The following is a 23,640-nucleotide window of genomic DNA, read 5'->3' on the forward strand; positions in this document are numbered from 1 at the left end:
TCGCAGGCGCGAGGTCAGCTGAGGCGGTGGTCGGCGAGCCAGGTGGTGGCGCGGCGGTTGGAGGCCTGGGCGAGCCAGGCGTCCTGGATGATCTCGGTCAGTTCCTGCTTGGTGAGCTCGCCGATCCGGCTCGCGCGGACGAGGACCGACGGGTGGCCGTCGAAGTGTGGGGTGGTGAAGAACGGGTTCGACTCATCCGACACCAGGGCGAGCTTGTCGTCCTGCGACTCCACCCAGAACACGATCACGTCGTCGTACCGCTCGCCGGTGTCCGGGTCGAACGCGTCCGGCCGCGCGGTCCGGAAGAATACGAACGACTTCCCGCCGACCTGGTACACCGGCCGTTCGCTGTCGGTGTCCTTCTTCCAGACGGTGACATGCGGCATTCCCAGCGCCACCTCGTGCACATCCGCCACTCGCGCTTTCCGCCCGGCCACACGCCGAGTTAACCAGCCGGGACCCAGATCGAGAAGACCGATCCGTTGCCGGGACTGCTGGTCACCGCGATGCGGCCGCCGTGTGCTTCGGCGAGGTGCTTGGTGATCGCGAGGCCCAGGCCGCTGCCGCCGGTCGTCCGATTGCGGGACTGCTCGGCGCGGTAGAACCGGTCGAACAGGTGGGGCAGGTGCTTGTCCGCGATCCCGGTGCCGTTGTCGGTGACGGTCAGGTTGTAGCCGTCGGCAACACGTCGTACGCCGAGCACGACCTGGCCGCCGGACGGAGTGAAGCGGATGGCGTTCGAGACCAGGTTGCCGAGGGCTTGGCGGATCCGGGCGCTGTCGACCGAAGCCGGAGCTGAGTCGGGTACGTCGGCCGTCAGCGCTACGCCGGCGGTCTCGGCGGCCGGTCGATGCGCCGAAACCACCTGCTGCGCCAGCTCGGACAGGTCTCGCGGAGCGCGGTGCAGCCGGAGCATGCCGGCGTCCGCGAGCGCCAGGTCCTGTAGGTCGGCGACCAGATGCTCGAGCAGCCCGGTCTCCTCCAGCAAGGACGTCACCAGCTCACGATCCAGCGGTACGACGCCGTCCTCGGACGCGACCAGATAGCCCTTGATGTTGGCCAACGGGGTCCGCAGTTCATGGGCGACATCGCTGACCATGGCCTTGCGCTGGTGATCGTGCTGCTGGATGGACTCGGCCATCGCGTTGAACGCGTGCCCGAGCCGGGCCACCTCGTCCTTCCCGGTCACCGGGACCCGGGCCGCGTGGTCGCCGCTCCGCATCCGCTGGGCCGCTCCCGTCAGCGCCACGATCGGACGGACCAGCCTGCGCCCGGCGAAGAGCATCACCAGCGCGGCGATCAGCAGGACGCCGAGCGCGGTCGCCGCGGTCCGCAGCATGCCTTCGCCGGAGAACACGTTGAACGTGCTCTTCGCACCGAGATAGAGCTTGGCCTCCGGAGCGACGTACGGCGTCAAGGCCTGCGACCGGGCCTCCGTCGTGCAGTGGACGAAGGTGTTGGACATCTCTGTCTTGTCGTTCGGCAGCACCATCCGCAAGCCGTTCTCGGTGGCGACCTTGTAGGTCTCGCCGGCCTTGTCCAGGCACTCACTCGCCCGGCGGACCTCGTCGTCGTTGACCACCTTGGCCTTCGCACTCGGCGCGTTCAGCCCGGCCGGCACGCACTTGTCGGTCGCCGCCTGGCCGGGCTTGGCGAACTGCATCACGCTGACACCCTCGGCCGACTTGCTCGACTCGACCATCACCTGCGGTGTGTTGCCGGCCCGCGCCACCGAGGCGGACTTGCCTTCCGCCTGGTAGCAGGCGGCGGCCTGGTCGGCGAGCCGGTCCCGGTCGCGCCGCTCGTCGTCGGTCAGTCCCCAGCCGAAGTACAGCGGCGGCAGCGGAGCGACGGCCGCCGCGGTGATCTTCTGGGTCGCGTTCGCTGCCACGGCCTTGCGCAGGCCGTACACGCTCATCGTCCCGCTGAAGGCGAACCCACCGCCCTGCGCCCGCGCATCGATGGTTGCCGCAGGCACCGAGGGCAGCTCGGGGCCGGCACCGAGCATCCGGGCCGAGTCCGCGATCACGGTGCCGTCCGGCTCGGTCAGCGCGACCCGCCGCCCGAGCTGGTCGGCGAGCCGGTGGACCTCCTTGTCGACGCCGGACCAGGTCGGGTGGTCGGCGGCGTACTCGGACAGCGTGTTGAAGACCTCGCCGTCGACCTGCAACTGGCCGGTGTTCGCGTCGATCTCGCCCTGGAGCTTCTCCGAGGTGCTGTAGGTGGCGAGCACCGCGGTCGCGATCACCGCGCCGAGCGCGACCGCGAGGGACAGGCCGAGGAAGCGGACCAGCACACTACGACGCATCCGACGTCACCACCTTGTCAGCCAGCTTGTAGCCCACGCCGTACACGGTCTTCAGGTACGCCGGTGTGCCGGGCGACGGCTCGACCTTCTTGCGCAGGTTCATCACGTGTACGTCGATGGTCCGGTCGAAGACGTAGTGGTCGAACCCGAACGCGTGCTCCAGCAACTGCTGCCGGGAGAACGCCCGCCCGGGTGAGGCGGCCAGGCAGGCCAGGATCTTGAACTCGGCCGGGGTCACGTCGAGCAGGCGGCCGGCCAGCCGGACCTCGTGCCGGATCGGGTCGATCTCCAGTTCGCCGACGCGGTACACCTCACCCTCGGCCCTACTCCGGGTGCGCCGCAGTACGGTCCGCACCCGGGCCACCAGCTCGCGCGGGTTGTACGGCTTGGTCAGGTAGTCGTCCGCGCCGAGGTCCAGGCCGAGCAGCAGGTCGTCCTCGGTGGAGCGTGCGGTCAGCATGATGATCGGTACGTCTGCGCCGGTGTCACGGTCGGCCCGCAGGACCCGGCAGACATCCAGGCCGTCGACCTTCGGCATCATCACGTCGAGCACCAGCAGGTCAGGGCTGCGCCGGCGGGCCTCGTCGATCGCGGCCCGCCCGTCGTGGACGACGACGGTCAGGTGCCCCTCCCGCTCGAGATACCGCCGGATCAGCTCCGCCTGCTTCAGGTCGTCTTCGGCGACGAGAATCCGCGCTGGCATGGCTTCAATGTCGCCGATGTTCATGAGAATCCGATGAAGATCGACTGAGAGCATCGGGTGCAAACGGCTCCTTCACAGGTTCTTCACCGCCCCGGCGGCACGCTCCACCACCATGAGAACCTCACGAAAAGCACTCGCCGTGGTGGCGGTCCTGGCGCTGGCCGGCTGCGGGAACGGGCCGGACCCGGGCGCGGTCGGCGGCGATCAGAAGAACGGCGACAAGAGTCCGCTCGCGGAGTACATGGGTGAGGGGTTCGTCAGCTCGCGCGGTGGTGGCGGGATGCGGATCGCGGTCCGGGCCGGCGGCGGCCAGGGGACGTCCGAGGAGGAGCTGGCCAAGCAGCGCAAGGTCGAGGACGCCACCGCCGCGTGCATGAAGGACGCCGGCTTCGAGTACGTCGCCGTACCGCCGGAGTCGCAGCCGAAGAGCAAGTTCAACGACGCCTTCAACCTGCCGGAGGACAAGTTCGCCCAGCAGTACGGCTACGGGATCAGCACGATCGACTGGTCCAAGACCGGCGACGACGACAGCAACCCGAACACCAAGATCCGCAGCGCCCTCTCGGCGAAGGCCCAGAAGGCGTACGACACCGCGCTGAACGGGCCGAACGCGACCGCCAACGGCACGGTCGTGATCGCCCCGAAGGAGGGCAGCGGCCCGGCCACCAGCGGCAAGCAGGACCTGGGCTGCCGCGGCAAGGCGGTCGAAGAGGTCTACGGCAAGGGCGAGGACCGCGCGGCCGACTTCAAGAAGTACGAGTCCCTGTTCAAGGACATCGAGGCGCTGCAGAAGCGGATCGAGGGCGACCAGCGGGTGGTCGACGCCACCACCGCCTGGGCGGACTGCCTGGCCGACGCGGGCCACTCCGGCTTCAAGAAGCTCGACGACCCGCGGGAGTCGATCACCCGGAAGCTGGACGAGCTCACCGGCACCACGCCGCCCGCCGGCAACTCGTCCGGCAAGGCAGTGATCAAGGGCCCGCCCTCGTTCGACAAGGTGGACGCGGCCAAGCTGTCCGAGCTGCGCAAGTCCGAGATCGACCTCGCGGTGGCCGACCAGAAGTGCCGCGCCACGACGTACGACGCCTCGTACAAGACGGTGCAGTACGCGATGGAGAAGGAGTTCGTCGACCAGCACAAGGCCGAGCTGGAGGCGTACCGCGACGGAATGGCGAACCGGTGACCGCATCGCCCAAGTCGCGGCGCCGGGTCCTGGTCGGGGTGTCCACGGTGGCGGCCGTCTCGCTCGGGGTCGGCGTCGTGGCCGGCACCCGGATCACCTCACCCGAGGACGCGGCGGCGAAGACCGCGGCACCGAAGGCCTCCCAGATCACCGTGCCGGTGGAGAAGAAGGCACTGTCCAGCAAGGTGGTCGGCCGGGGTGACGCGTCGTTCGACGGCGCGGTGAACATCCGGGTCGAGACCAGCGGACTGACCACCCCGGCGATCGTCACCGGCAAGGTGCCGAAGGTCGGCTCGACCATCACCGAGGGGAAGGCGCTGCTGGAGATCACCGGCCGTCCGGTGATCGGCCTGGCCGGCGTACTGCCGATGTACCGCACGCTCACGCCGGGCAGCAAGGGACCGGACGTGCTGCAGCTCGAGCAGACCCTCGACCGGCTCGGCCTAGACCCTGGCACGGTCGACGACGAGTACGACGGGAGCACCTCGCGGGCCGTGGAGCGCCTGTACGAGAAGGCCGGGTACGACGCCCCCGAACCGGACGAGCGGCTCACCCAGGCGGTCGACGCGGCGGAGAAGAGCGTCGACGCGGCGAAGAACGCGCTCCGCCAGGCCAAGGCCGCGCTCAAGCAGGCCCAGGCCGCGAAGGCGAAGGATCTGAGCGTCCAGCAGGGCGCGGTCGATGACGCCGAGGAGAACCTGGACGACGCCGAGGACGAGCTGGCCGACGCTCAGTCGAAGGCCGGTACCCCGCTTCCGGTGTCGGAGGTGGTCTACGTGAAGACCCTGCCGCGCCGGGTCGACGACGTGAAGGTCGAGCGCGGCGGCACCGTGAACGGCGTGGTCATGTCGGCCAGTGGCGCTTCGCTGGTCGTCACGCTCAAGGTCGACGCACAGACCGCGGAGCGGCTGAAGGCCGGGATGACAGCGAGCCTCACTCTCGGCGACGGTACGTCGGTCGCCGCGAAGGTCCGCCGGGTCACCCGCAACGGCGAGCAGTACGACGTCGTCGTCGGGCCCAACACGCTGACGGCCAAGCAGCTCGAGCAGCTGCGGGACGCGAACGTCCGGGTGACGATCCCGGTCAAGAGCACGAACGGCAAGGTACTCACGGTCCCAGTCGCCGCGCTGTCCGCAGGCTCGGACGGCGGATCCCGGGTCGAGGTACTGCGCGACGGCAAGGTTGAGTTGGTGCCCGTCACGGTCGGATTGTCGGCCGACGGGTTCGCGCAGGTCAGCCCGAGCGGCGACGCCTCGCTGGCCGATGGCGATCAGGTGGTGGTCGGACGATGACGGCCAAGCAGCTCGAGCAGCTGCGGGACGCGAACGTCCGGGTGACGATCCCGGTCAAGAGCACGAACGGCAAGGTACTCACGGTCCCAGTCGCCGCGCTGTCCGCAGGCTCGGACGGCGGATCCCGGGTCGAGGTACTGCGCGACGGCAAGGTTGAGTTGGTGCCCGTCACGGTCGGATTGTCGGCCGACGGGTTCGCGCAGGTCAGCCCGAGCGGCGACGCCTCGCTGGCCGATGGCGATCAGGTGGTGGTCGGACGATGACGGCCGTGGCTTTGCCGGCGCCGGTGGTCGAGATGATCGGCGTACGCCGGTTCTTCCCCGGACCACCCGAGGTACAGGCGATCCGGGACGTCGACCTGATCATCGGGCAAGGCGAGTACCTGTCGATCGTCGGCCCGTCCGGATCCGGCAAGTCGACGCTGTTGCATCTGCTCGGGCTGCTCGACAACCCGACCGGCGGGGTCTACCGGCTGGACGGGGTCGACACCATGAGCCTGCGCGAGCGGCGTCGCGCCGTACTGCGTGGGGAGCGGATCGGGTTCGTGTTCCAGTCCTTCCACCTGCTCGACCACCGGACCGTCCTGGAGAACGTCGCGCTTTCGATGGTGTACGTCGGCGTGCCGCGACGAGTGCGGTTGGCCCGGGCACGAGTCGCGTTGGAGCGGGTCGGCCTGGCGCACCGGATGGAGTTCGCGCCGACCACGCTGTCCGGCGGTGAGCGGCAACGGGTCGCGATCGCACGAGCCCTGGTCGCTGAGCCGAGCCTTCTGCTCGCGGACGAACCGACCGGCAACCTGGACAGCGCCAACGCGGAGGCGATCCTCGCAGTGTTCGACGAGTTGCACCACGAGGGGATGACGCTGGCCGTCATCACCCACGACGATCACGTCAGCCGCCGGGCCCAGCGCCAGGTCCGCATCGTCGACGGAACCCTCCAGTGGTAACCCCAGCAGGCCCCCCGGATCCCGCCGGCGGGCCGTCCACCACCCGGCGTGGGCTGCGGCGGCTGCGACCCCGCCTGGCGCTCGCCGGTCTCATCCGCCGTGCGGGCTCCTCTCCCCACCCCACCCGGTCCCGCCTCCGATCGCGTCCCGCCGTGCGGGACCTCCTCGACGAGGCGCTGGCCGGGGTAGCCGCCCGGCCGACCCGGCTGATCCTGACCACCCTCGGCACCGTGCTCGGTATCGCCGCACTGGTGGGAACTGTGGGGCTCGGGCAGACGGCGGCTGGGCAGATCACTCAGCGGTTCGACCTGGCCGCGGCGACGCGGATCGTCGTACAGCCGGAAGACAAGGGCGGGCAGGAGGGCGAAGCGGCGACGCAGTTGCCGTGGGACGCGCCGGAGCGGATCCAGCGGCTGAACGGCGTGGACGCGGCCGGTACGGTCAGCAACCTCGACATCGGCGACGACCTGGTCCGCAACGTCGCCGGCGTGAACGGCGGCGAGGGCAAGGCGCTCCAGGTGATGGCAGCGTCCGCCGGTCTGTTCGACGCGGTCCGCGGCGTACTGGGCACCGGACGGTTCTTCGACGCCGGCCACGACCAGCGCGGCGACAAGGTCGTTGTCCTCGGCAAACATGCGGCCGAGCGGCTCGGCATCAACCGGGTCGACGCGCAGCCGGCCGTGTTCATCGGCGACGAGCCGTACACGGTGATCGGCATCCTCGAATCCGTCACCGGCCGGGCCGAGCTGAACGACGCCGTGATCATGCCGAACGGTACGGCGAAGACGGCGTACGACCTGGAATCTCCGGACGCGGTCGAGATCCGGACCCAGGTGGGCGCGGCGCAGTTGATCGCCGGTCAGGCGCCGATCGCGATCCAGCCGAACGATCCGAGCACGCTGAAGGTCGACGCACCGCCGAAGCAGGGCGCGGTTCGCAAGGGCGTCGAGTCCGACCTGAACGCGCTGTTCCTCCTGCTCGGCGCGGTTGCTCTCCTCGTCGGCGGCCTCGGAATCGCGAACGTCACGCTGCTGTCGGTGCTCGAACGCATCTCCGAGATCGGCCTGCGTCGCGCACTCGGAGCAGCCCGGCGGCACGTCGCGATCCAGTTCCTGGTCGAGAGCGTGATCGTCGGCTTCCTCGGCGGTCTACTCGGTACGGCGGTCGGCGTACTGCTCACCGTCGGGGTGTCGTGGGTGCGGGACTGGACGCCGATCCTCGACAACCGGCTCGCGTTCGGCTCACCCCTGCTGGGTGCGTTCATCGGCCTGGTCGCCGGCACGTACCCCGCCTGGAAGGCCTCCGCCATCCAGCCCATCACGGCGCTGCGTGGCACCTGAGCCGTCCCGGCTGAGCCGTGCGTAGACGAGGGCGGTGACGGCGAAGCCGAGGGCGACGAAGGCGAGGACGGCGTACGACTTCCCGCTGTCGGGCAGGATCACCGCACCGAGTGCGGCCGCGGAGACCTGCCCGACGTTGAAGATCATGTCGTACAGGGAGAACACCCGGCCGCGATACACATCGTCGACACCCGTCTGGACGAGGGTGTCGACGCTGATCTTCACGCCCTGCGCGCAGAAGCCGGTGAGGAACCCGGCGACGATGATCGCGGGCTGCGTGTAGAGGCCGCCGGGCATCGCGGTCACCACGGCGGCGGCGACGAACAGCAACGTGATCCACTGCCGCAGCGTCATCACCCGGGTCGCCCACGGCGTGACCAGTGCGGCGAGGAACAGGCCGGCGCCGACCGCGCCGGTCGCGATGGCGAGCGCACCGAACGCCTCGTCGAGCCGGTCGGGTCCGTAGAAGTGGTTCCGGTACAGCAGGATCATCGCGACGGTGATGAGCCCGAAGAAGAAGCGCAGCGATCCGATCGCGGCCAGTCCGAGCGCAGCCTGCTTGCGCTGCCGCAGATGCCGGCCGCCGTCGACAAGGCCTTTGGCAATGCCGCGGACGGCCTCGATCACGCCCGGCTCGTCACCTGTCAGGTCCGGGCCGAGCTGGTCGCGCCGCAGCCGGAGGGCCAGGAACGCGGCGGCCAGGTAGACGACCACGGTGAGTCCGAGGACGGCGAGATCCGAGTCGACGATCAGTTTCACCCCGGCGCCGATACCGCCGCCGATGAGGAAGGACGCCGTACCGGAGGTCGGGGTGACGGCGTTCGCCATCACGAGCTCGTCCCGCTGGACCACGTGCGGGAGGCCGGCGGACAGGCCGGACAGCAGGAACCTGTTCACGCCCAGGGTCAGCAGCACCGCCAGGTAGAACGGCACGCCCGCGTTGCCCACTGCAACGATGGCGCCGACGCCGACGACCAGGACCGCTCGGGTCAAGTTGGCGCCGAACAGGATCTGTCGCCGCGACCACCGATCCAGCAGTACGCCGGTGAACGGCCCGAGGATCGAGTACGGCAGCAACGCCACCGCGAACAGCCCCGCGATCGCCCCCGCGTCCGGCGCCCGCTCCGGCGAGAACAGCACGTACGACGCCAGCGCGACCTGGAACACCCCGTCGCCGAACTGCGACGTCAACCGCACCGCGAACAGCCGCCGGAAGTCGCGGCGCCGCAGCAGCGTCCCAAGATCCCGGATGAACCGCACGCCTGAACTGTAACCGCGCGGGCCGGTCGAGCCCGGTCGGCTCGGTCCACTGCCCAGTTCTTGGCCGGTCGGTTCAGTCCCCGGTCGGCTCGGTCTCCGGTCAGTCGGCTCAGTCGTCGGCTGGTCGGTGCAGGCGCTCGGCGGCGGTCTCGCCGCGCTGGCCGACCGGGACCACGCCGGCGACCTTGCCGAGGCCGATCGGCGGCATGTTGCCGTAGATGGTCTCGGTGTTGCCGGCCGGGACGATGTACGTCTCGTGCCAGATGCCGGCGCCGCCACCCTTGAACGAGTTGCGGAAGTAGTCCAGCCAGGCCGGGCGGTGCGTCCGGTTGCTGTCGCTGGCGAACGCCTGCAGCTTCTCGACCGACTCCCAGTACTGGATCATCGTCACGCCGCGCCACGTCGGCAGCGCCCGGAACCCGAGCAGCCCGCTGTCCGGATCCTTCGACAGCTCCCGCAGCATCGGACTCATCGCCCTCCCCACCGGCAACCACGCCTTGAGCGCCCGCAGCGAGTTGATCCGGAACCCGATCAGAAACACCACGATCTCGCCCTCATACGCAGCCGTCTGCCGCCCCTCGACCACTCTCATCCCTGGCCCCTCCCCTTCAGCTCAGCAGATTCCCCAGTCTGGCGGAAACAGCAGGTCGTCCCGCCCGGAATCAGGACGTCGTGCATGGCGGTCACCTTATGGTGGGCGGATGGATCGGACGTCGTTTCCGCATTTTCTGGCGATCACGTTGCGGTGGAAGGACAACGACGTCTACGGGCACGTGAACAATGTCGAGTACTACAGCTTCTTCGACACGGTGATCAACGACTTCCTGGTCCGGGCCGGCGGGCTCGACATCCACCGCGGCGAGGTGATCGGGCTGTGTGTGGACTCGCAGTGCACCTTCAAGGAGTCGCTGGAGTTCCCGGGCACGGTCGACGCCGGGTTGCGGGCCGGGCAGCTGGGTAACTCGAGTGTGCGGTACGAGATCGGCCTGTTCCGCGCGGGCTCGGACCAGCCGGCCGCCACCGGGCGGTTCGTGCACGTGTTCGTGGCGCGGGAGGACCGCCGGCCGGTGCCGATCCCGGACAGCATCCGCCAAGCGTTGGAAGGGATCACCGGATGATCGTGCGCGGCGCCGTACTGCGAGAGATGGGTCTGCCCGCTCCGTACGCCGAGTCGCGGCCGCTGCGGATCGAGGAGGTCGAGCTGGCGCCACCTGGTCCCGGTGAGCTCCTGGTCCGGATCCGCGCCGCCGGTCTGTGCCACTCCGACCTGTCGGTGATCGACGGCTCCCGACCCCGGGTGATGCCGATGCTGCTCGGGCATGAGGCCACCGGTGAGGTCGTCCAGTCGGAGGCTCCCGGGTTCGCGGCCGGTGACAGCGTGGCCTTCGCCTTCGTACCCGCCTGTGGCGAATGCGGTCCGTGTGCGGAGGGCCGGGCCGCGTTGTGCGAGCCGGGGGCCGCCGCGAACACGGCTGGCACTCTGCTGTCCGGCGTACGACGGCTGGACGGGGTCCACCACCATCTAGGGGTGTCCGGGTTCGCCGATCACGCGGTGGTGTCGGCGCGGTCGGCGGTGAAGATCGACCCGTCGTTGCCGCCGGAGATCGCGGCGTTGTTCGGCTGCGCGGTGATGACCGGCGTCGGCGCGGTCGTCAACACCGCACAGGTCCGGGCGGGCCGTAGTGCGGTCGTCTTCGGCCTTGGCGGTGTCGGACTGTCGGCGCTGCTCGGTGCCGCTCTCGTGGGAGCGCATCCGCTGGTCGCGGTGGACGTCGTACCGTCGAAGTTGGCTTTGGCCGAGGCCCTTGGCGCGACCCACACGGTTCGTGCAGGGGAGGGCGCCGTCGAGGAAGTGCGGGACGCGACCTCAGGTGGAGCGGATTACGCCTTCGAGACCGTTGGAAACGCGAAGGTGCTCGAGCAGGCGTACGCCGCCACCCGCCGCGGCGGGATCACGGTGACGGTGGGGCTGCCGCATCCGTCGCAGACGTTCAGCGTGCCCGCGGTCAGCCTGGTCGCCGAGGAACGCACGGTGAAGGGCTCGTACCTCGGCTCGTCGGTCCCGAGCCGCGACATTCCCCGCTACATCTCCCTGTACCAAGCCGGCCGGCTCCCGGTCGACCGCCTGCTCAGCGCGACCGTCGGACTGGACGACCTCAACGAAGCCTTCGACAACCTGGCCGCCGGCACCTCGGTCCGTCAGGTGTTGCTCTTGTGAAGGTTCTCGGCGGCCTTCAGGAAGGTCTCCGCCTCCCGGGCGCGGGCCTCCGGAGTGAACTCGTCCCCGAAGTCCTCGGGGGCCGCGACCTGCCGGAGCTCCAGCGTCCCGGTGTTGCCGTCGTCGGCCGCCAGGCAGCGCCAGCCCCACTCGACCGCCTCCTCGCGGGAGGCCACCTCGATCAGGCAGAACCCGGCGATCAGCTCCTTGGTCTCGGCGAACGGCCCGTCGACCACCCGCCGCTTGCCGCCGCCGTCCAGCTGCATCCGGAAGCCCCGGGAGCTCGGCAGCAGACCCTCGCCGGCCAGCAGCACGCCCTTCTCGGCCATCTCCGCCATCACCAGACCCATCTCGGTCAGGCTCCGCTCGCTCGCCAGCTCGCCGCCCTCGGACGTGTCCGTGGCCTGGAAAATCATCAGGTAACGCACCGGGAACCCCTCCCAAGTCGCTGTTAAATCCTGGGAAGAATCTAGACCCGGTGGCAACCCTTCAGGCAGGCTACGCACAGTGTGTTCACGGGCACCGCTCGTGAGGCATGTCAAGTGAGACACGCGGAGTCCCTGAGGAGGACCCCAGTTATGCAGACCCGCCCCCGCCGCCTCGGTGCCGTCATCGCCGGTGCCGCAGTCTTCGGCGCGATCGCCGTCATCGCCGGCAATCAGGCAGATGCCCAGCAACCCGCCCCCACCCCGATCGACCAACTGCTCGGCCAGGAACTCCAGGGCAAGTCGGCCCTCGGCCGGATCCAGTCCCGGGTCACCGAGCTCGCCGACCGCAACGGCATGGAGGCCTCCCGCCTGGAACAGATCCTGGCCACCGACAAGACCAGCTGGCTGGACCGCGACGGCAAGCTCTTCTACCGCGAGCCGGTCGCCGGGAAGGCCCAGCGGCAGGCCGCCGCCTCGCCGTCCCCGCGCTGGGCCGCGAAGGCGGTCGCCGCCGCGACCGGTCCGGCGTTCGAGCTGCACAGCAAGCCCGGCTCCAACCGGGTGATCTACCTGGACTTCGACGGCCACACCATCAGCGGTACGGCGTGGAACACGAACGGCAAGCCCGCCACCGTGAACGTGACGGCGTACGACACGAACGGAAGTCCGGGCACCTGGAGCACCGCCGAGCAGGACGTCGTACGTGACGTCTGGGCCCGCGTGGCCGAGGACTACGCGCCGTTCGACGTGGACGTGACCACCCAGCAGCCGGCCGCGGCGGCCATCACCCGGTCCGGTGCGTCCGACCAGCAGTACGGCACCCGCGTGGTGATCGACCCGACCACCTGGTACCAGTCCGGCTGCGGTTGCGGCGGCGTCGCGTACGTCGGCGTGTACGACAACACCAGCCAGCACTCGTACTACCAGCCGGCGCTGGTGTTCACCAAGGGCGTCGGCACTGGCGCCAAGAACATCGCCGAGGCAGCCTCGCACGAGGCCGGCCACAACGTCGGCCTGAGCCACGACGGTACGGCGTCTGTCGGGTACTACGCCGGTCACGGCGCCTGGGCACCGATCATGGGCGTCGGCTACTCCAAGGCGATCAGCCAGTGGAGCAAGGGCGAGTACACCGGCGCCAACAACAAGGAAGACGACTTCGCCGTCATCGGCCAGAACGGTCTGGCGCTGCGTGCCGACGACCACGGCAACACCGCCGCTGCCGCCACGGCTCTGACCCTCGGCACCAGTACGAAGGGCATCTACGCGAACGACTCGGACGTCGACATGTTCCGGATCGACCTGTCCGCCGGCACCTTCACCTTCGCGGCGAACTCGGCCGCGGCCGGGGCCGACCTGGACATCAAGCTGCAGCTGCTGAACTCGTCCGGTGCGGTCGTCGCCACCGCCGACCCGGCCGCCGGGCAGTCCAACTCCGCCACTCCGACCGGACTGAGCGCGAGCATCAGCCGGCAGGTCACCGCGGGCCGCTACTACCTGCGGGTCGACAACACCGGCTACGGCAACCCGGCGAACACCGGCTACTCGACGTACGGCAGCCGCGGCGCGTACACGGTGCGCGTCAGCTGAAACACCTGAGTCACCCGGGGCCGTCGTTCCCACCGAGATCGACGGCCCCGGGTCATGGGGGGACCCGCCCGCCCCGGGGGGAATCTGTGAGGAGATTCCTGAATGAAGAGCAAGTTCCGCCGCACTGGCGCGCTCGCATGCGCCGGAGCAGTCGTGTTCGGAGGGCTGGCCGTCGCGGCAGCTACTCAGGCCGACGCAGATCAGAAGCCGATCGACCAACTGCTCGCCGAAGCCACGCCCGGCAGCTCAGCGCTCGGCAAGGTGCAGTCGCGGCTGGATGAGATTGCCCAGCGCAACGGTCTGGCCGAGGAGCAGTTGCAGCGCATCCTGGCGACCGACAAGACCAGCTGGCTGGATGCCGATAGCAAGCTGTTCTTTCGTGAGCCTGGCCTGACGGCTGCTCAGAAGGCACCGGAGGCGTCGCCGCGCTGGGCCACCGAAGCAGTTGCCGGTGCCACCGGTCCGGCCTTCGAGCTGCACAGCAAGCCGGGCTCCAACCGGGTGATCTACCTGGACTTCGACGGTCACACCATCACCGGTACGGCGTGGAACGCGTCCAAGGGGATCGATCCGGTGAACGTGTCGGCGTACGACACCGACGGCGATCCGGCCAACTACAGCACCGCCGAGCAGGACGTCGTACGCGAGGTGTGGGCTCGGGTCGCCGAGGACTACAGCACCTTCGATGTGGACGTGACCACGCAGGAGCCGCCGCAGTCCGCGATCGACCGGTCCGGTGCGTCGGACGAGCAGTACGGCACGCGGGTGCTCATCGATCCGGACACCTGGTACCAGTCCGGGTGCGGTTGTGGCGGCGTTGCGTACGTCGGTGTCTACGACAGCACCAGCCAGCACGACTACTACCAGCCGGCGCTGGTGTTCACGAAGGGCGTCGGCACCGGTGCGAAGAACCTGGCCGAGGCCGCCTCTCATGAAGCCGGCCACAACGTCGGACTGAGCCACGACGGCACCTCGACCGTTGGCTACTACCAGGGCCACGGCGCCTGGGCTCCGATCATGGGGGTCGGCTACTACCGCGGCATCAGCCAATGGAGCAAGGGCGAGTACGCCGACGCGAACAACAAGGAGGACGACTACGCGGTTGTCGGCTCGCACGGTCTGGCTCTGCGCGCCGACGAGGCTGGTGGCACGACCGGTGACGCAGCCGCTCTGACCGTCGGTACGCCGGCGTCGGGGTTTGTTGCCGCTGAGGACGACACCGACGTCTACCGCGTCGATGTCAGTGCCGCAGGCAACTACACCGCGACCGCGAGTGCGGCCGCGACCGGTGGCGACCTCGACATCAAACTCGACCTGCTCGACAGCGCGGGCTCTGTCGTCGCCTCGGCCGACCCGGCGTCGGGCCAGAGTGACGCCGGAACGCCGACCGGCCTCGGTGCGAGTGTTACCAGCACGCTCCAGCCGGGTACGTACTACCTGCGGATCGACAACGTGGGCTACGGGGACCCGCTGAACACCGGGTACTCCACCTACGGCAGCCGCGGCGCCTACACCCTCGGCATCGCGCCCTCCTGATCCCTGTGGCTGGCCGGTCTCTGGCGGACCGGCCAGCCACAGGCTCTCAAGTCAGGTGCGAGACGGCGAGATGAGCAAGGGCGGCGGACTGGTGAGCCAGCACGTCGTCATCGAAGCGGACGATGCTCGAATGGTTGGACGGAGCCTTGTCCTCGGAGACGTCGTCGGGACGGGCGCCGAGCATGATGAACGTACCGGGGACCTCTGCGAGGATCATCGAGAAGTCCTCGGCGCCCATCAACGGATTCGCCAGCGGTTCGACCCGCTCTGGTCCGAGCAGGTCGGCGAGCTTGGTCTGCGTCTCCGCCGTACGTCCGGCATGGTTGGTCGTGACCGGGTACTGCCTGGCGAAGGTTGCGTCGACGGTGCAACCGTGGGCCGAGGCGATTGACTCGGCCAGCGCGGGTAGCTCGCTGGAGAGCTGATCGAGGCTCGCGTCGGAGAGCGTTCGGACGGTGGCGCCGAGCTTGGCCGAGTTGGGGATCACGTTGATCGCGACGCCGGCGGACAATTGCGTCACGGTGATGACGACCGGGTCGAACAGGTTCACGCGCCGCGTCACGTAGCTCTGCAACGCCAGCACGATCTCGGCGACGACAGGCACCGGGTCGACCGACTTCTCCGGCTGTGAACCGTGCCCGCCCTTGCCGTGCACCGTGATGTACAGCCGGTTCGAGCTGGCCATCATCGTGCCGGGCCGGGTCTGGAAGATTCCCTTGGCGGCCAGGGCCCACACGTGTACGGCGTACGCGGCGATCGGCTTCTCGCCGCTGGCGTCCAGCACCCCTTCCCGGATCATGTACCCGGCGCCGCCGAGTCCCTCCTCGCCCGGCTGGAACATGAAGACGACGTTCCCGTGCAGCTCCTCGCGATGCGCACTGAGCAACTGCGCGGCACCCACCAGGCCGGCCGTGTGCAGGTCGTGGCCGCAGGCATGCATGTTGCCGTTCTCGGAGGCGTAGTCCAGGCCGGTCTCCTCGATCACCGGCAACGCGTCCATGTCACCGCGGAGCAGCACCGTCGGGCCTGGGTGCCCACCCCGCAGTACGCCGACGACCGACGTCACCTCCCGCCCGGTCGTCACCTCCAACGGCAACCCGGCGATGGCGTCGAGCACCAAACCCTGTGTCTTCGGCAACTCGAGTCCGACCTCAGGATTCCGATGCAACTCCCGCCGCAACTCAACCACTCCCGGCGCGATCCCCGCACTCTCCCGCACCAAATCCATCAGCCACTCCTCAAACCTCACCCGACCGAGCCACCGTACCCGCACCCCACCCAGCGCACCTGCGGGCGGTGCGAGTGGTGTGGGTGCACCGATGGTCTGGGTGCGGGTGGTGCGACTGCGCCGGTGGTGCGAGTGCGGGTGGTGCGGGTGGTGTGGTCCTCGCGGGCGCGGCTACTGCTTCGGGGTGTAGGTGAGGATGACTACGCCGTTGCCGACCTCGGTGACGGAGGCGAGGTCCATCTGCGTCGGCGAGATCCCGGACAGCAGTCCCTCCCCGGACCCGGCGACGAACGGGTGCACCCAGAGGTGCAACTCGTCCAGTAGCCCGGCCTCCACCAACGCCTGGCTGAAGGAGCCGGTGCCGTACTTGAGCAGCGTCCCCTCACGAGACGCCTTCAGCTGAGCGACCGCCTCGACGGCGTCGCCCTGCAGGACCTGGGTGTTCCAGGTCGCCTCGGTCAGCGTCCGCGACGCGACGTACTTCGGCAGCGGGTTGATCGCGTCGGCCAGTTCGCCGGGTCGCTCCGGCCACGAGGTCGAGAAGACGTCGTACGTCGCCCGCCCCATCAGCAGTGCGTCGGCCGCGTTCAGCAGCTTCGCCGCCTGCTCGTTGTGCCGATCGCCCTGGAACCCTTGCTGCCCACCCCAGAAGGCATCCCCGGCCACCATGCCGTCCAGCGAGATGTACGTCGATTCAATGAGTCTCATGGCGACGGAAAATACTGACTCCCCCCAAATCCGTCTTGTACCCAAACGCAGCCCCAACCCACCCCCGCTCCAGCCCCGGCCCGATTCCGATCCAGCTCCCGGTCCTGGTCCTGGTCCAGTTCACAGGCCCAGGACGGCGGTGCGTTGTGCTACCTCTGCCGGGGTGTGGCCGATCAGCCGCCGGAGTGATCGGGTCAGATGTGGCTGGTCGTAGTACCCCGCTTCGGCAGCTACCTCCGCGATCGTCTTGCCTGCGTGCAACATCCGGACGGCCCGCCTTGCGCGTTCGATCAGCTCCAGCGTGCGGAGTGGAAGCCCGACCGCCCGCACGAACCGGCTCTGCACGGTCCGCTTCGGCATCGTGCGTACGACGCCGTGCCGCAACTCGTCGATCAGCGGATCGAACACCATCAGATCCGCACGCCGCAGCCGGTCGATGAACACGTCGATGTTCTGCGGCGTCGGCATCTCCCAAGCCCGACCGTCCAGCAGGATCCGACCGTCCGACAGGATCGGCAGCACCGCGTCACGCATATTCGTGAGGCCGGCCGGCGGAAACATCGGCAGGTACGTCCCAAGCCGGAAGTCAGCCCCGAAGTACTCCGAGCCAGCCGAACACACCATCGTCGTCGCCCTGGTTGCCGGACCTCGCAGATGCACAGCCCAGGTCCCGCCAACCCGTGCGAACCCAATCCCCGCAGTCGTCGAGGCAAGAGAGCTGAACGCCGTCGGACTGTCACACTCCGCAGACCAAACCTGCATCAACGGCCCGACCGGCCCACCCACAATGCGACTGTCGAGCCCCATGCAGCGTAGTGAATCCCGTCCCCCCACCCCACGCAACCGCCTGCACCACGATGCAAAACCTCCACCCCACCGACCGGTCGCGACGGGGCTCCCGTCGAGCACCGCCGCCAACTGCACTGGCGGAGCTCCCGGCGAGGGCGGCGGCCCTCGCGAGCGCCGCCGCCCGTTCCACCGCACCAGCACACCGCGCGGGCTGGCTAGCGGTGTAGATGTTTTGGGGCGGTGCGTGGGCGGGTGGTTGGCGCGGGGTGGGTTGGGGGTGGGGTGGTGGGGGTTGGGGCTGGAGGGGAGATGCCGGATAGGGCTGTTTGGAGGGGGGAGGGAGCGGATCTGTGGATGGAGTGGGGTGGGGCGGGTGGGGTGAAGGTTAGGCGGTGGGAGGTTGGGTGGGTGGTGTTGAGGAGGGCGGGGGTTGGGAGGAACTGGGGTGGGAGTGGGAGTTCGTGGGTGGGGGTGTGGTGGGACTCGGCTTTGTGGACCTCGGTGGATAGGTGGTGGAGGAGGGCTGTGGTGGTGGAGCGGGATTGGGCGGCGGCCAGGCCGGTGGGGGCTAGTTCGTAGGTGTCGAGGTGGGCGAAGCCTTGGCGGAGGATGGTTTCGAGGTGGTCGCGGGTGCTGGTGCCGGACGGTTCGAGGTCGGGGAGGCGGGTGGAGTTGTAGACGAGGGTGGTGAGGAGGGGGAACTGGCCCTCTGCGGTTTGCTGGTTGAGGGCTCGGAGCACCTCGCCGGGCTGGAGGTTGCCACGCGACTCCAGGTCGGCAGCCAGGATGCGGACGGCCGGGACGAAGGCTGCGTAGTAGCCGCCACCCCGGGCGTCTTCGATGCCGGGGGCAACTTTGTCCACACCTAGGCGGGTCAGGTATTCGTTCAGGTGGTCCTGGGCCCAGGCTTCGGCGACGCCTTCCTCGAGTTGTCGGCTACCGGGACGCGTGAAGGCGCCCCGAGCCGCCTCCTGCGTCGCGCCGGCCGGGCCAAGGAAGTGTGCGTGTTCGTGCAGCAACGTGGCGAGCGACTCGCGGTACTGAACGAGGACCGGGAGCGGTTGCTCCTCTCCCGCATGCAAGTACATCTGCCGCAGCGGATCGAGGATGCACTCGCTGTCCAGGTACAGCGTGCCGTCCCAGTGCGCGAGGCCGAGAACTTCACCGACCGTTTCGACCACCTGCCCGTTCCACGCAGTCTGACCGGCGCCGGACACCTCGACCGCCACCTGCCCACTGCGCGCCAGTAACTCCTCGAGCGAATCCGGTGGCGCGGCAATCACGGAGGCGGTCATGGACGGGAGGCCGTCGCCAGGCGGATCAGGGAATCCGCGGACCTCCGGAGGTTCGCTTGTTCGTGGGGGTTGTCTGTAGAGGCCGCGAGTCGGCGTAGTTCCGTCACGAGCCAGTCGGTCCGGGCCTGGCGCTCTGCCGGTGTCGAGCGGCTTGGCGCAGCAACGTTGGGCGGATCGACGTTCAGTGGAGCGTGGGCCGGCTCCGCGAACGTCAGTCGAGCGTGGTCGGGCTGGGTGCGGTGCGGCGGGGTGTGGCTCGAATGCTCCATGGTTTGTCCTCCCGAGGTCTGATCTCGGCGGAGAACATACGGAGATTCGTCGACGTCCCAGCGGCGAACTTCTCAGCTGTGGATAACTCAGAACAGCGTCGGAGGATCGAGCTCGACGGGCTCGGGGAGCGGCGCAAGATCGGGGAGGACAGCGCGGACGTCGGCGTAGAAGCGGCGGGCGAGGTTGAGGGCCTCCACGTTGTCGGGGGTGTGGAGGAAGATCGTGGGTGAGCGCCCTTCGCCCAGCCAGTTCACCACCAGGTCGACGAGGTACGTCCAGCCCTCGATGGTTTCGGCGACCGAGTCACGGCCGATGTACCGGACGATGGGGAACGCTGTCAGGGCACGGGTACGCCGTACCACCCGTGGCTTCTTCATCCACGCGTCACGCTCGGCGTAACTGGTCGGCCGGCGTCCGAAGAGCGTGCCCGTGTCGAACGGGATCCACTCGGCCTGCACGCGCCCGAGAACACGCTCGAGTTGACCGGCGGCGACCGCGTCGTCGAAGAACGCCGGGTGGCGGACCTCTACGGCGTACCGGTAACCGCGAGGGGCGTAGTGGAGGAACGCGGCGAGCGTGCCGAGGTCGGTGGGGGAGAACGAGGCCGGCAGTTGGATCCACACGGCGTGGTTGCGTTCGGCGAGCGGTTCGATCGCTGAAAGGAACGCGCGGAGTTCGACCTCGACGCCACTCAGCCGGCGCTCGTGGGTGATCAGTTGGGGGAGTTTGACCACGAAGCGGAAGTCAGACGGTGTCTGCTCTGCCCAGTTCGCGACGGCGGACCGGGACGGTGTCGCGTAGAAGGTGGTGTTGCTCTCGACGGCGTTGCACCACGAGGCGTACCACTCCAGTTTCGAGCGGGACGGTTGCGGCCAGGCCTGGTGAGTCCACTGGGCACAGCCGACATGCAACCGCATGAACTCAACCTATAGAACAGCGCGGGACCCGGCCCATCGGCCGGCTCCCGCGCTGTGACGTGCTACCCCAGCGGAACTTACTGCTGCGCTGGAAAGGATGTCAGCGCTCGACCTCGCCGCGGATGAACTTCTCCACCAGGTCGCGGCAGACGTCGTCGGCGTACTGCTCCGGCGGCGACTTCATGAAGTACGACGACGCGGACAGGATCGGGCCGCCGATGCCGCGGTCCTTGGCGATCTTCACCGCGCGGATCGCGTCGATGATGATGCCGGCCGAGTTCGGCGAGTCCCAGACCTCGAGCTTGTACTCCAGCGACAGCGGTACGTCGCCGAAGTTGCGGCCCTCGAGCCGGACGAACGCCCACTTGCGGTCGTCCAGCCAGGCCACGTAGTCGGACGGACCGATGTGCACGTTGCGTGCGTCGATCTCGTCGCGCAGCTGGGACGTGACGGACTGGGTCTTGCTGATCTTCTTGGACTCCAGCCGCTCGCGCTCGAGCATGTTCTTGAAGTCCATGTTGCCGCCGACGTTCAGCTGGTAGGTCCGGTCGACGGTGACGCCGCGGTCCTCGAACAGCTTGGTCAGCACGCGGTGCGTGATGGTCGCGCCGATCTGCGACTTGATGTCGTCGCCGACGATCGGTACGCCGGCCGCGGTGAACTTGTCCGCCCACTCCTTGGTGCCGGCGATGAAGACCGGCAGCGCGTTGACGAACGCGACACCCGCGTCGATCGCGCACTGCGCGTAGAACTTGGCAGCCTGCTCCGAGCCCACCGGCAGGTAGCAGACGAGTACGTCGACCTCTGCCTCGCGCAGCGCGGCGACCACGTCGACCGGTGCGGAGTCGGACTCGGTGATGGTCTCGCGGTAGTACTTGCCGAGACCGTCCAGGGTGTGACCGCGCTGCACCGTGACGCCGGTCGGCGGCACGTCGCAGATCTTGATCGTGTTGTTCTCACTGGCGCCGATCGCGTCGGCGAGGTCCAGGCCGACCTTCTTGCCGTCGACGTCGAAGGCGGCGACGAACTGCACGTCGCGGACGTGGTAGTCGCCGAACTGGACGTGCATCAGACCGGGGACGCGCTCGTCGGGCTTCGCGTCACGGTAGTAGTGCACGCCCTGGACGAGCGAGCTGGCGCAGTTGCCGACACCGACGATCGCTACGCGGATCGAGGTCATCTGGAACTCCTTCAATTAGGCGGTTGGTGCAGGTCAGGGGGCCGCTGTTGCCGCCGCTCGCCGTCGATCAGCTCGTTCAGCCAGCGGACCTCGCGCTCGGCCGACTCCAGGCCGTGCCGTTGCAGCTCGAGGGTGTAGGCGTCGACTCGCTCCGCGGTCCGGGTCATCGCCGCCCGGAAGTTGGCCAGCCGCTCCTCCATCCGGGCCCTGCGGCCCTCGAGGATGCGCAACCGGGTGGCCGGATCGGTCCGGCCGAAGAACGAGAAGCGGACGCCGAACGTGTCGTCCTCCCAGGCCGACGGGCCGGCGTCGTGCATCGCGTGCGCGAAGTGGTCCTTGCCGTCGGCGGTGATCGTGTACACGATCTTCGGCCTGCGGCCCGTCCCCGGCGTACCGGGGTCGGCCGTGATCAGGCCGTTGCGGAGCATCGCCTTCAGACACGGGTAGAGCGACCCGAACGACAGCACGCGCCCCCAGCCGAACTGGGCGTTGACGCGCTTGCGGAGCTCGTAACCGTGCATCGGCGCTTCATGCAGCAGACCGAGTACGGCGAGTTCCAGGACCCCACTGCGGTTTCCCATGACCCCACCTCCCTCGGTCTAGTTTGTCATGACCTGATGTATCGGTTCGATACATCGCTGCGCCACTGTAAGCAGAGCCGAGGACTGTGGACAACTCCTGACAAAGCCGCCCTTTGTCAGCTTGATCACGCGGCACGCCGGGAAACCTGTTACGTCAGGCTCCGATCTGCGTTTAATCGTGTGACACAGCGTCGTGGGTCAAGAGCGGAGGGTCATGGCCGACAGTCATGCGAAGCACGCGAAGCAGGACGTCGAGAGCGGTGCTGACGGCGGAGGCCCGCTGGCCCAGGTTGCGCTGCGGTTCACCGCCTTCACCGAGAAGTGGCTGCCGGACGCGTTCGGGTTCGTGCTGGTCGGCACCTTCGTGGTGTTGCTGTTCGGCTTGGTCACCGGTGAGCCGCTGCTCAAGCGCCCGGACGATCCGGCCGCGACCAAGGGCTTCGGCCTGGTCGATGCGTGGGGCCTGGGGTTCTGGAGCCTGATCACCTTCACGCTGCAGATGGTCATGATCATCATCGGCGGGTACGCCGTGGCGACCAGTGGACCGGTCGCCCGGTTGATCGCTCGACTGGCCAGGATCCCGCAGAGTCCGCGGACCGCGGTCGCCTTCGTCGCCGCGGTGGCCATGCTGGCGTCGTACCTGAACTGGGCGTTCAGCCTGATCTTCGCCGCGATCCTGGCGCGTGAGGTGGCCCGCAACGTGCCGAAGGCGGACTACCGCGCGCTGGGCGCCATGGCGTTCCTCGGCCTCGGCACGGTGTGGGCGCAGGGGCTGTCCGGCTCGGCGGCGCTGCAGGTGGCCAGTGCGAGCAGCAGTCCGGCGCCGGTCCAGGAGGTCATCAAGGCGAGCGGCCACGCCAACGGGCTGATCCCGCTCAGCGACACCATCTTCACCTGGCGGGCCGTCGTCGCGACCCTCATCGTGTACGTCGTCGGCGTCGGGATGGCGTGGTTCATCGCGCCGGGCGAGGACAACTCACGGACCGCCGAACACCTCGGCATCGAACTGCGGCCACTCGTCGGCCGCGGATCGGTGTACAACGGTCAGCGGGAGGAGAGCGAGACCCGCCGGCCGGGGGACTGGCTCGAGCACTCCCCGCTGTCCAGTCTGCTGATCGTCCTGCTCGGAGCGGTGTACCTGGTCCGCTACTTCAGCGGGAAGAACTTCTTCAGCGCGCTCGACCTCAACACCGTCAACCTGATCCTGTTCCTGCTCGCCCTGCTCCTGCACTGGCGCCCGTGGCGGATGGCCCGCGCGGTCCGCGACGGCGCACCCGCGGCGGCCGGCGTCCTGCTGCAGTTCCCGCTGTACGGCGGCATCTTCGGGATGATCGCGTACACCGGCATCTCCGCGCGGCTGGCCGGGTGGTTGGTGCAGGCAAGCAACCAGTTCCTGTTCCCGCCGCTGGTGGCGATCTACTCCTGCGTCCTCGGCATCTTCGTGCCCAGTGGCGGGAGCAAGTGGGTGATCGAGGCGCCGTACGTGCTGCAGGCCGCCAACGAGCTGAAGGTTGACGCCGGCTGGATGGTGGTGGTCTACGACCTCGGCGAGGCGAGCGCGAACCTGCTGCAGCCGTTCTGGATGCTGCCGACGCTGGCCATCCTCGGCCTGAAGGCGCGCGACATCATGGGCTACACGTTCACGATGTTCCTGGCCTGCTTCCCGGCGGCGTTGATCGCCGTGACCTTGCTTGCACCGCACGTCACCGGGTGATCCGGGCGGAAATCGCTTGCTTGCGCCGGGAAAGATCTGGGTAAGGCCTGGTCCGGCGCGCGCCCGCGTGACCGCTCGGCTTGTTAGCATCCGGAGCGGATTCGGGGCCGTTACCACACCCACCGTAGTCTGTGGGGCAATGACTTCCGCGAGATCG

Annotated in this window: 23 protein-coding genes; 10 read left to right on the forward strand and 13 right to left on the reverse strand. The window is 68.7% G+C overall.

The annotated features are described in order from the left end of the window. Positions 1–14 precede the first annotated feature (14 nt). Genes E0H75_RS04580 through E0H75_RS04590 form a run of 3 tightly spaced genes read right to left on the reverse strand, consistent with a single transcriptional unit; the run spans position 15 to position 3,011 of the window. Entirely contained in the window at positions 15–437 is a 423-nt protein-coding gene (locus E0H75_RS04580; protein ID WP_238162821.1) for an MmcQ/YjbR family DNA-binding protein, read from the reverse strand. An 8-nt stretch (positions 438–445) separates the two neighbouring features. Next, positions 446–2,308 (reverse strand): sensor histidine kinase, encoded by a 1,863-nt coding sequence (locus tag E0H75_RS04585; protein WP_131511745.1) that lies wholly within the window; start codon positions 2,306–2,308, stop codon positions 446–448. Continuing rightward, a complete protein-coding gene (locus E0H75_RS04590) occupies positions 2,298–3,011 on the reverse strand; it encodes a response regulator transcription factor (protein WP_238162822.1) in 714 nt (237 codons plus the stop codon). The genes E0H75_RS04585 and E0H75_RS04590 overlap by 11 nt, the downstream gene beginning before the upstream one ends. Positions 3,012–3,123: 112 nt before the next feature. On the opposite strand from E0H75_RS04590, the gene E0H75_RS04595 reads away from it, so the two are divergent. The 5 genes from E0H75_RS04595 to E0H75_RS04615 all read left to right on the forward strand — a co-directional run bounded on the left by E0H75_RS04595 (position 3,124) and on the right by E0H75_RS04615 (position 7,772). Continuing rightward, the gene (locus E0H75_RS04595; RefSeq protein ID WP_131511746.1) at positions 3,124–4,194 is read left to right on the forward strand and encodes a hypothetical protein; all 1,071 of its coding nucleotides are present in this window, start codon (positions 3,124–3,126) and stop codon (positions 4,192–4,194) included. Continuing rightward, positions 4,191–5,486, forward strand: coding sequence for a peptidoglycan-binding protein (locus E0H75_RS04600; RefSeq protein ID WP_131511747.1), 1,296 nt, complete (start codon positions 4,191–4,193; stop codon positions 5,484–5,486). Before E0H75_RS04595 ends, E0H75_RS04600 begins: the two co-directional genes overlap by 4 nt. Continuing rightward, on the forward strand, positions 5,483–5,749 hold the full coding sequence (locus tag E0H75_RS04605; protein ID WP_131511748.1) for a permuted SH3 domain-containing protein: 267 nt from the start codon (positions 5,483–5,485) through the stop codon (positions 5,747–5,749). Before E0H75_RS04600 ends, E0H75_RS04605 begins: the two co-directional genes overlap by 4 nt. Beyond that, positions 5,746–6,432 (forward strand): ABC transporter ATP-binding protein, encoded by a 687-nt coding sequence (locus tag E0H75_RS04610; RefSeq protein ID WP_131363354.1) that lies wholly within the window; start codon positions 5,746–5,748, stop codon positions 6,430–6,432. The genes E0H75_RS04605 and E0H75_RS04610 overlap by 4 nt, the downstream gene beginning before the upstream one ends. A gap of 152 nt (positions 6,433–6,584) precedes the next feature. After that, entirely contained in the window at positions 6,585–7,772 is a 1,188-nt protein-coding gene (locus E0H75_RS04615) for an ABC transporter permease (RefSeq protein ID WP_238162823.1), read from the forward strand. Here E0H75_RS04615 and E0H75_RS04620 read toward each other — a convergent pair. After that, positions 7,674–9,032 (reverse strand): MFS transporter, encoded by a 1,359-nt coding sequence (locus E0H75_RS04620; protein WP_131511749.1) that lies wholly within the window; start codon positions 9,030–9,032, stop codon positions 7,674–7,676. The genes E0H75_RS04615 and E0H75_RS04620 overlap by 99 nt on opposite strands. Positions 9,033–9,141: 109 nt before the next feature. Next, entirely contained in the window at positions 9,142–9,624 is a 483-nt protein-coding gene (locus E0H75_RS04625) for a DUF4188 domain-containing protein (protein WP_131511750.1), read from the reverse strand. Between the two features lie 109 nt (positions 9,625–9,733). Between E0H75_RS04625 and E0H75_RS04630 the strand changes: the two genes are divergently transcribed. Together E0H75_RS04630 and E0H75_RS04635 are read left to right on the forward strand one after the other, a co-directional pair. Next, positions 9,734–10,150 (forward strand): acyl-CoA thioesterase, encoded by a 417-nt coding sequence (locus E0H75_RS04630; RefSeq protein WP_131511751.1) that lies wholly within the window; start codon positions 9,734–9,736, stop codon positions 10,148–10,150. Continuing rightward, entirely contained in the window at positions 10,147–11,250 is a 1,104-nt protein-coding gene (locus tag E0H75_RS04635) for a zinc-dependent alcohol dehydrogenase family protein (protein ID WP_131511752.1), read from the forward strand. The genes E0H75_RS04630 and E0H75_RS04635 overlap by 4 nt, the downstream gene beginning before the upstream one ends. Here E0H75_RS04635 and E0H75_RS04640 read toward each other — a convergent pair. Continuing rightward, positions 11,232–11,666: a YciI family protein gene (locus tag E0H75_RS04640; RefSeq protein WP_202872819.1), complete on the reverse strand. Its 435-nt coding sequence runs from the start codon at positions 11,664–11,666 to the stop codon at positions 11,232–11,234. The genes E0H75_RS04635 and E0H75_RS04640 overlap by 19 nt on opposite strands. A 162-nt stretch (positions 11,667–11,828) precedes the next feature. Between E0H75_RS04640 and E0H75_RS04645 the strand changes: the two genes are divergently transcribed. Further along, positions 11,829–13,265, forward strand: a complete 1,437-nt coding sequence (locus E0H75_RS04645) for a M12 family metallo-peptidase (RefSeq protein WP_131511754.1) — start codon at positions 11,829–11,831, stop codon at positions 13,263–13,265. A 102-nt stretch (positions 13,266–13,367) separates the two neighbouring features. Beyond that, on the forward strand, positions 13,368–14,801 hold the full coding sequence (locus tag E0H75_RS04650) for a pre-peptidase C-terminal domain-containing protein (protein WP_131511755.1): 1,434 nt from the start codon (positions 13,368–13,370) through the stop codon (positions 14,799–14,801). Positions 14,802–14,847: 46 nt separating this feature from the next. Here the strand turns inward: E0H75_RS04650 and E0H75_RS04655 are convergent, their stop codons facing one another. From E0H75_RS04655 to E0H75_RS04690, 7 genes are all read right to left on the reverse strand, one after another. Further along, positions 14,848–16,029 carry a M20 metallopeptidase family protein gene (locus E0H75_RS04655; protein WP_131511756.1) on the reverse strand — a complete coding sequence of 394 codons (1,182 nt, stop codon included), beginning with the start codon at positions 16,027–16,029 and terminating at the stop codon, positions 14,848–14,850. A gap of 171 nt (positions 16,030–16,200) precedes the next feature. Then, a complete protein-coding gene (locus tag E0H75_RS04660) occupies positions 16,201–16,737 on the reverse strand; it encodes a dihydrofolate reductase family protein (protein ID WP_131511757.1) in 537 nt (178 codons plus the stop codon). Between the two features lie 120 nt (positions 16,738–16,857). Then, a complete protein-coding gene (locus tag E0H75_RS04665) occupies positions 16,858–17,361 on the reverse strand; it encodes a helix-turn-helix domain-containing protein (protein WP_165553447.1) in 504 nt (167 codons plus the stop codon). Positions 17,362–17,741: 380 nt separating this feature from the next. Next, the gene (locus E0H75_RS43490; protein WP_202872820.1) at positions 17,742–18,821 is read right to left on the reverse strand and encodes a hypothetical protein; all 1,080 of its coding nucleotides are present in this window, start codon (positions 18,819–18,821) and stop codon (positions 17,742–17,744) included. 356 nt (positions 18,822–19,177) lie between these two features. Further along, positions 19,178–20,008 (reverse strand): DUF72 domain-containing protein, encoded by an 831-nt coding sequence (locus E0H75_RS04680; protein WP_131511761.1) that lies wholly within the window; start codon positions 20,006–20,008, stop codon positions 19,178–19,180. A 100-nt stretch (positions 20,009–20,108) separates the two neighbouring features. Then, complete coding sequence (locus E0H75_RS04685; RefSeq protein ID WP_131511762.1) at positions 20,109–21,188, reverse strand: inositol-3-phosphate synthase; 1,080 nt, start codon at positions 21,186–21,188, stop codon at positions 20,109–20,111. Between the two features lie 11 nt (positions 21,189–21,199). Then, positions 21,200–21,769 carry a PadR family transcriptional regulator gene (locus E0H75_RS04690; RefSeq protein ID WP_131511763.1) on the reverse strand — a complete coding sequence of 190 codons (570 nt, stop codon included), beginning with the start codon at positions 21,767–21,769 and terminating at the stop codon, positions 21,200–21,202. A 214-nt stretch (positions 21,770–21,983) separates the two neighbouring features. On the opposite strand from E0H75_RS04690, the gene E0H75_RS04695 reads away from it, so the two are divergent. Then, positions 21,984–23,483: a short-chain fatty acid transporter gene (locus tag E0H75_RS04695; protein ID WP_131511764.1), complete on the forward strand. Its 1,500-nt coding sequence runs from the start codon at positions 21,984–21,986 to the stop codon at positions 23,481–23,483. The last annotated feature ends 157 nt before the right edge of the window (positions 23,484–23,640 follow it).

Origin of the sequence: Kribbella capetownensis, from assembly GCF_004331485.1 — a bacterium.
GTDB lineage: Bacteria > Actinomycetota > Actinomycetes > Propionibacteriales > Kribbellaceae > Kribbella > Kribbella capetownensis.

Excerpts from the sequence above, each read along its gene's own strand:
- E0H75_RS04650 (WP_131511755.1), top strand. The coding sequence starts at position 13,368 with ATGAAGAGCAAGTTCCGCCGCACTGGCGCGCTCGCATGCGCCGGAGCA.
- E0H75_RS04635 (WP_131511752.1), top strand. The coding sequence starts at position 10,147 with ATGATCGTGCGCGGCGCCGTACTGCGAGAGATGGGTCTGCCCGCTCCG.
- E0H75_RS04655 (WP_131511756.1), bottom strand. The coding sequence starts at position 16,029 with ATGGATTTGGTGCGGGAGAGTGCGGGGATCGCGCCGGGAGTGGTTGAG.
- E0H75_RS04695 (WP_131511764.1), top strand. The coding sequence starts at position 21,984 with ATGGCCGACAGTCATGCGAAGCACGCGAAGCAGGACGTCGAGAGCGGT.
- E0H75_RS04590 (WP_238162822.1), bottom strand. The coding sequence starts at position 3,011 with ATGCCAGCGCGGATTCTCGTCGCCGAAGACGACCTGAAGCAGGCGGAG.
- E0H75_RS04595 (WP_131511746.1), top strand. The coding sequence starts at position 3,124 with ATGAGAACCTCACGAAAAGCACTCGCCGTGGTGGCGGTCCTGGCGCTG.
- E0H75_RS04640 (WP_202872819.1), bottom strand. The coding sequence starts at position 11,666 with ATGATTTTCCAGGCCACGGACACGTCCGAGGGCGGCGAGCTGGCGAGC.
- E0H75_RS04605 (WP_131511748.1), top strand. The coding sequence starts at position 5,483 with ATGACGGCCAAGCAGCTCGAGCAGCTGCGGGACGCGAACGTCCGGGTG.
- E0H75_RS04630 (WP_131511751.1), top strand. The coding sequence starts at position 9,734 with ATGGATCGGACGTCGTTTCCGCATTTTCTGGCGATCACGTTGCGGTGG.
- E0H75_RS04690 (WP_131511763.1), bottom strand. The coding sequence starts at position 21,769 with ATGGGAAACCGCAGTGGGGTCCTGGAACTCGCCGTACTCGGTCTGCTG.
- E0H75_RS04645 (WP_131511754.1), top strand. The coding sequence starts at position 11,829 with ATGCAGACCCGCCCCCGCCGCCTCGGTGCCGTCATCGCCGGTGCCGCA.
- E0H75_RS04680 (WP_131511761.1), bottom strand. The coding sequence starts at position 20,008 with ATGCGGTTGCATGTCGGCTGTGCCCAGTGGACTCACCAGGCCTGGCCG.
- E0H75_RS04665 (WP_165553447.1), bottom strand. The coding sequence starts at position 17,361 with ATGGTGTGTTCGGCTGGCTCGGAGTACTTCGGGGCTGACTTCCGGCTT.
- E0H75_RS04685 (WP_131511762.1), bottom strand. The coding sequence starts at position 21,188 with ATGACCTCGATCCGCGTAGCGATCGTCGGTGTCGGCAACTGCGCCAGC.
- E0H75_RS04585 (WP_131511745.1), bottom strand. The coding sequence starts at position 2,308 with ATGCGTCGTAGTGTGCTGGTCCGCTTCCTCGGCCTGTCCCTCGCGGTC.
- E0H75_RS04610 (WP_131363354.1), top strand. The coding sequence starts at position 5,746 with ATGACGGCCGTGGCTTTGCCGGCGCCGGTGGTCGAGATGATCGGCGTA.
- E0H75_RS04660 (WP_131511757.1), bottom strand. The coding sequence starts at position 16,737 with ATGAGACTCATTGAATCGACGTACATCTCGCTGGACGGCATGGTGGCC.
- E0H75_RS43490 (WP_202872820.1), bottom strand. The coding sequence starts at position 18,821 with ATGACCGCCTCCGTGATTGCCGCGCCACCGGATTCGCTCGAGGAGTTA.
- E0H75_RS04625 (WP_131511750.1), bottom strand. The coding sequence starts at position 9,624 with ATGAGAGTGGTCGAGGGGCGGCAGACGGCTGCGTATGAGGGCGAGATC.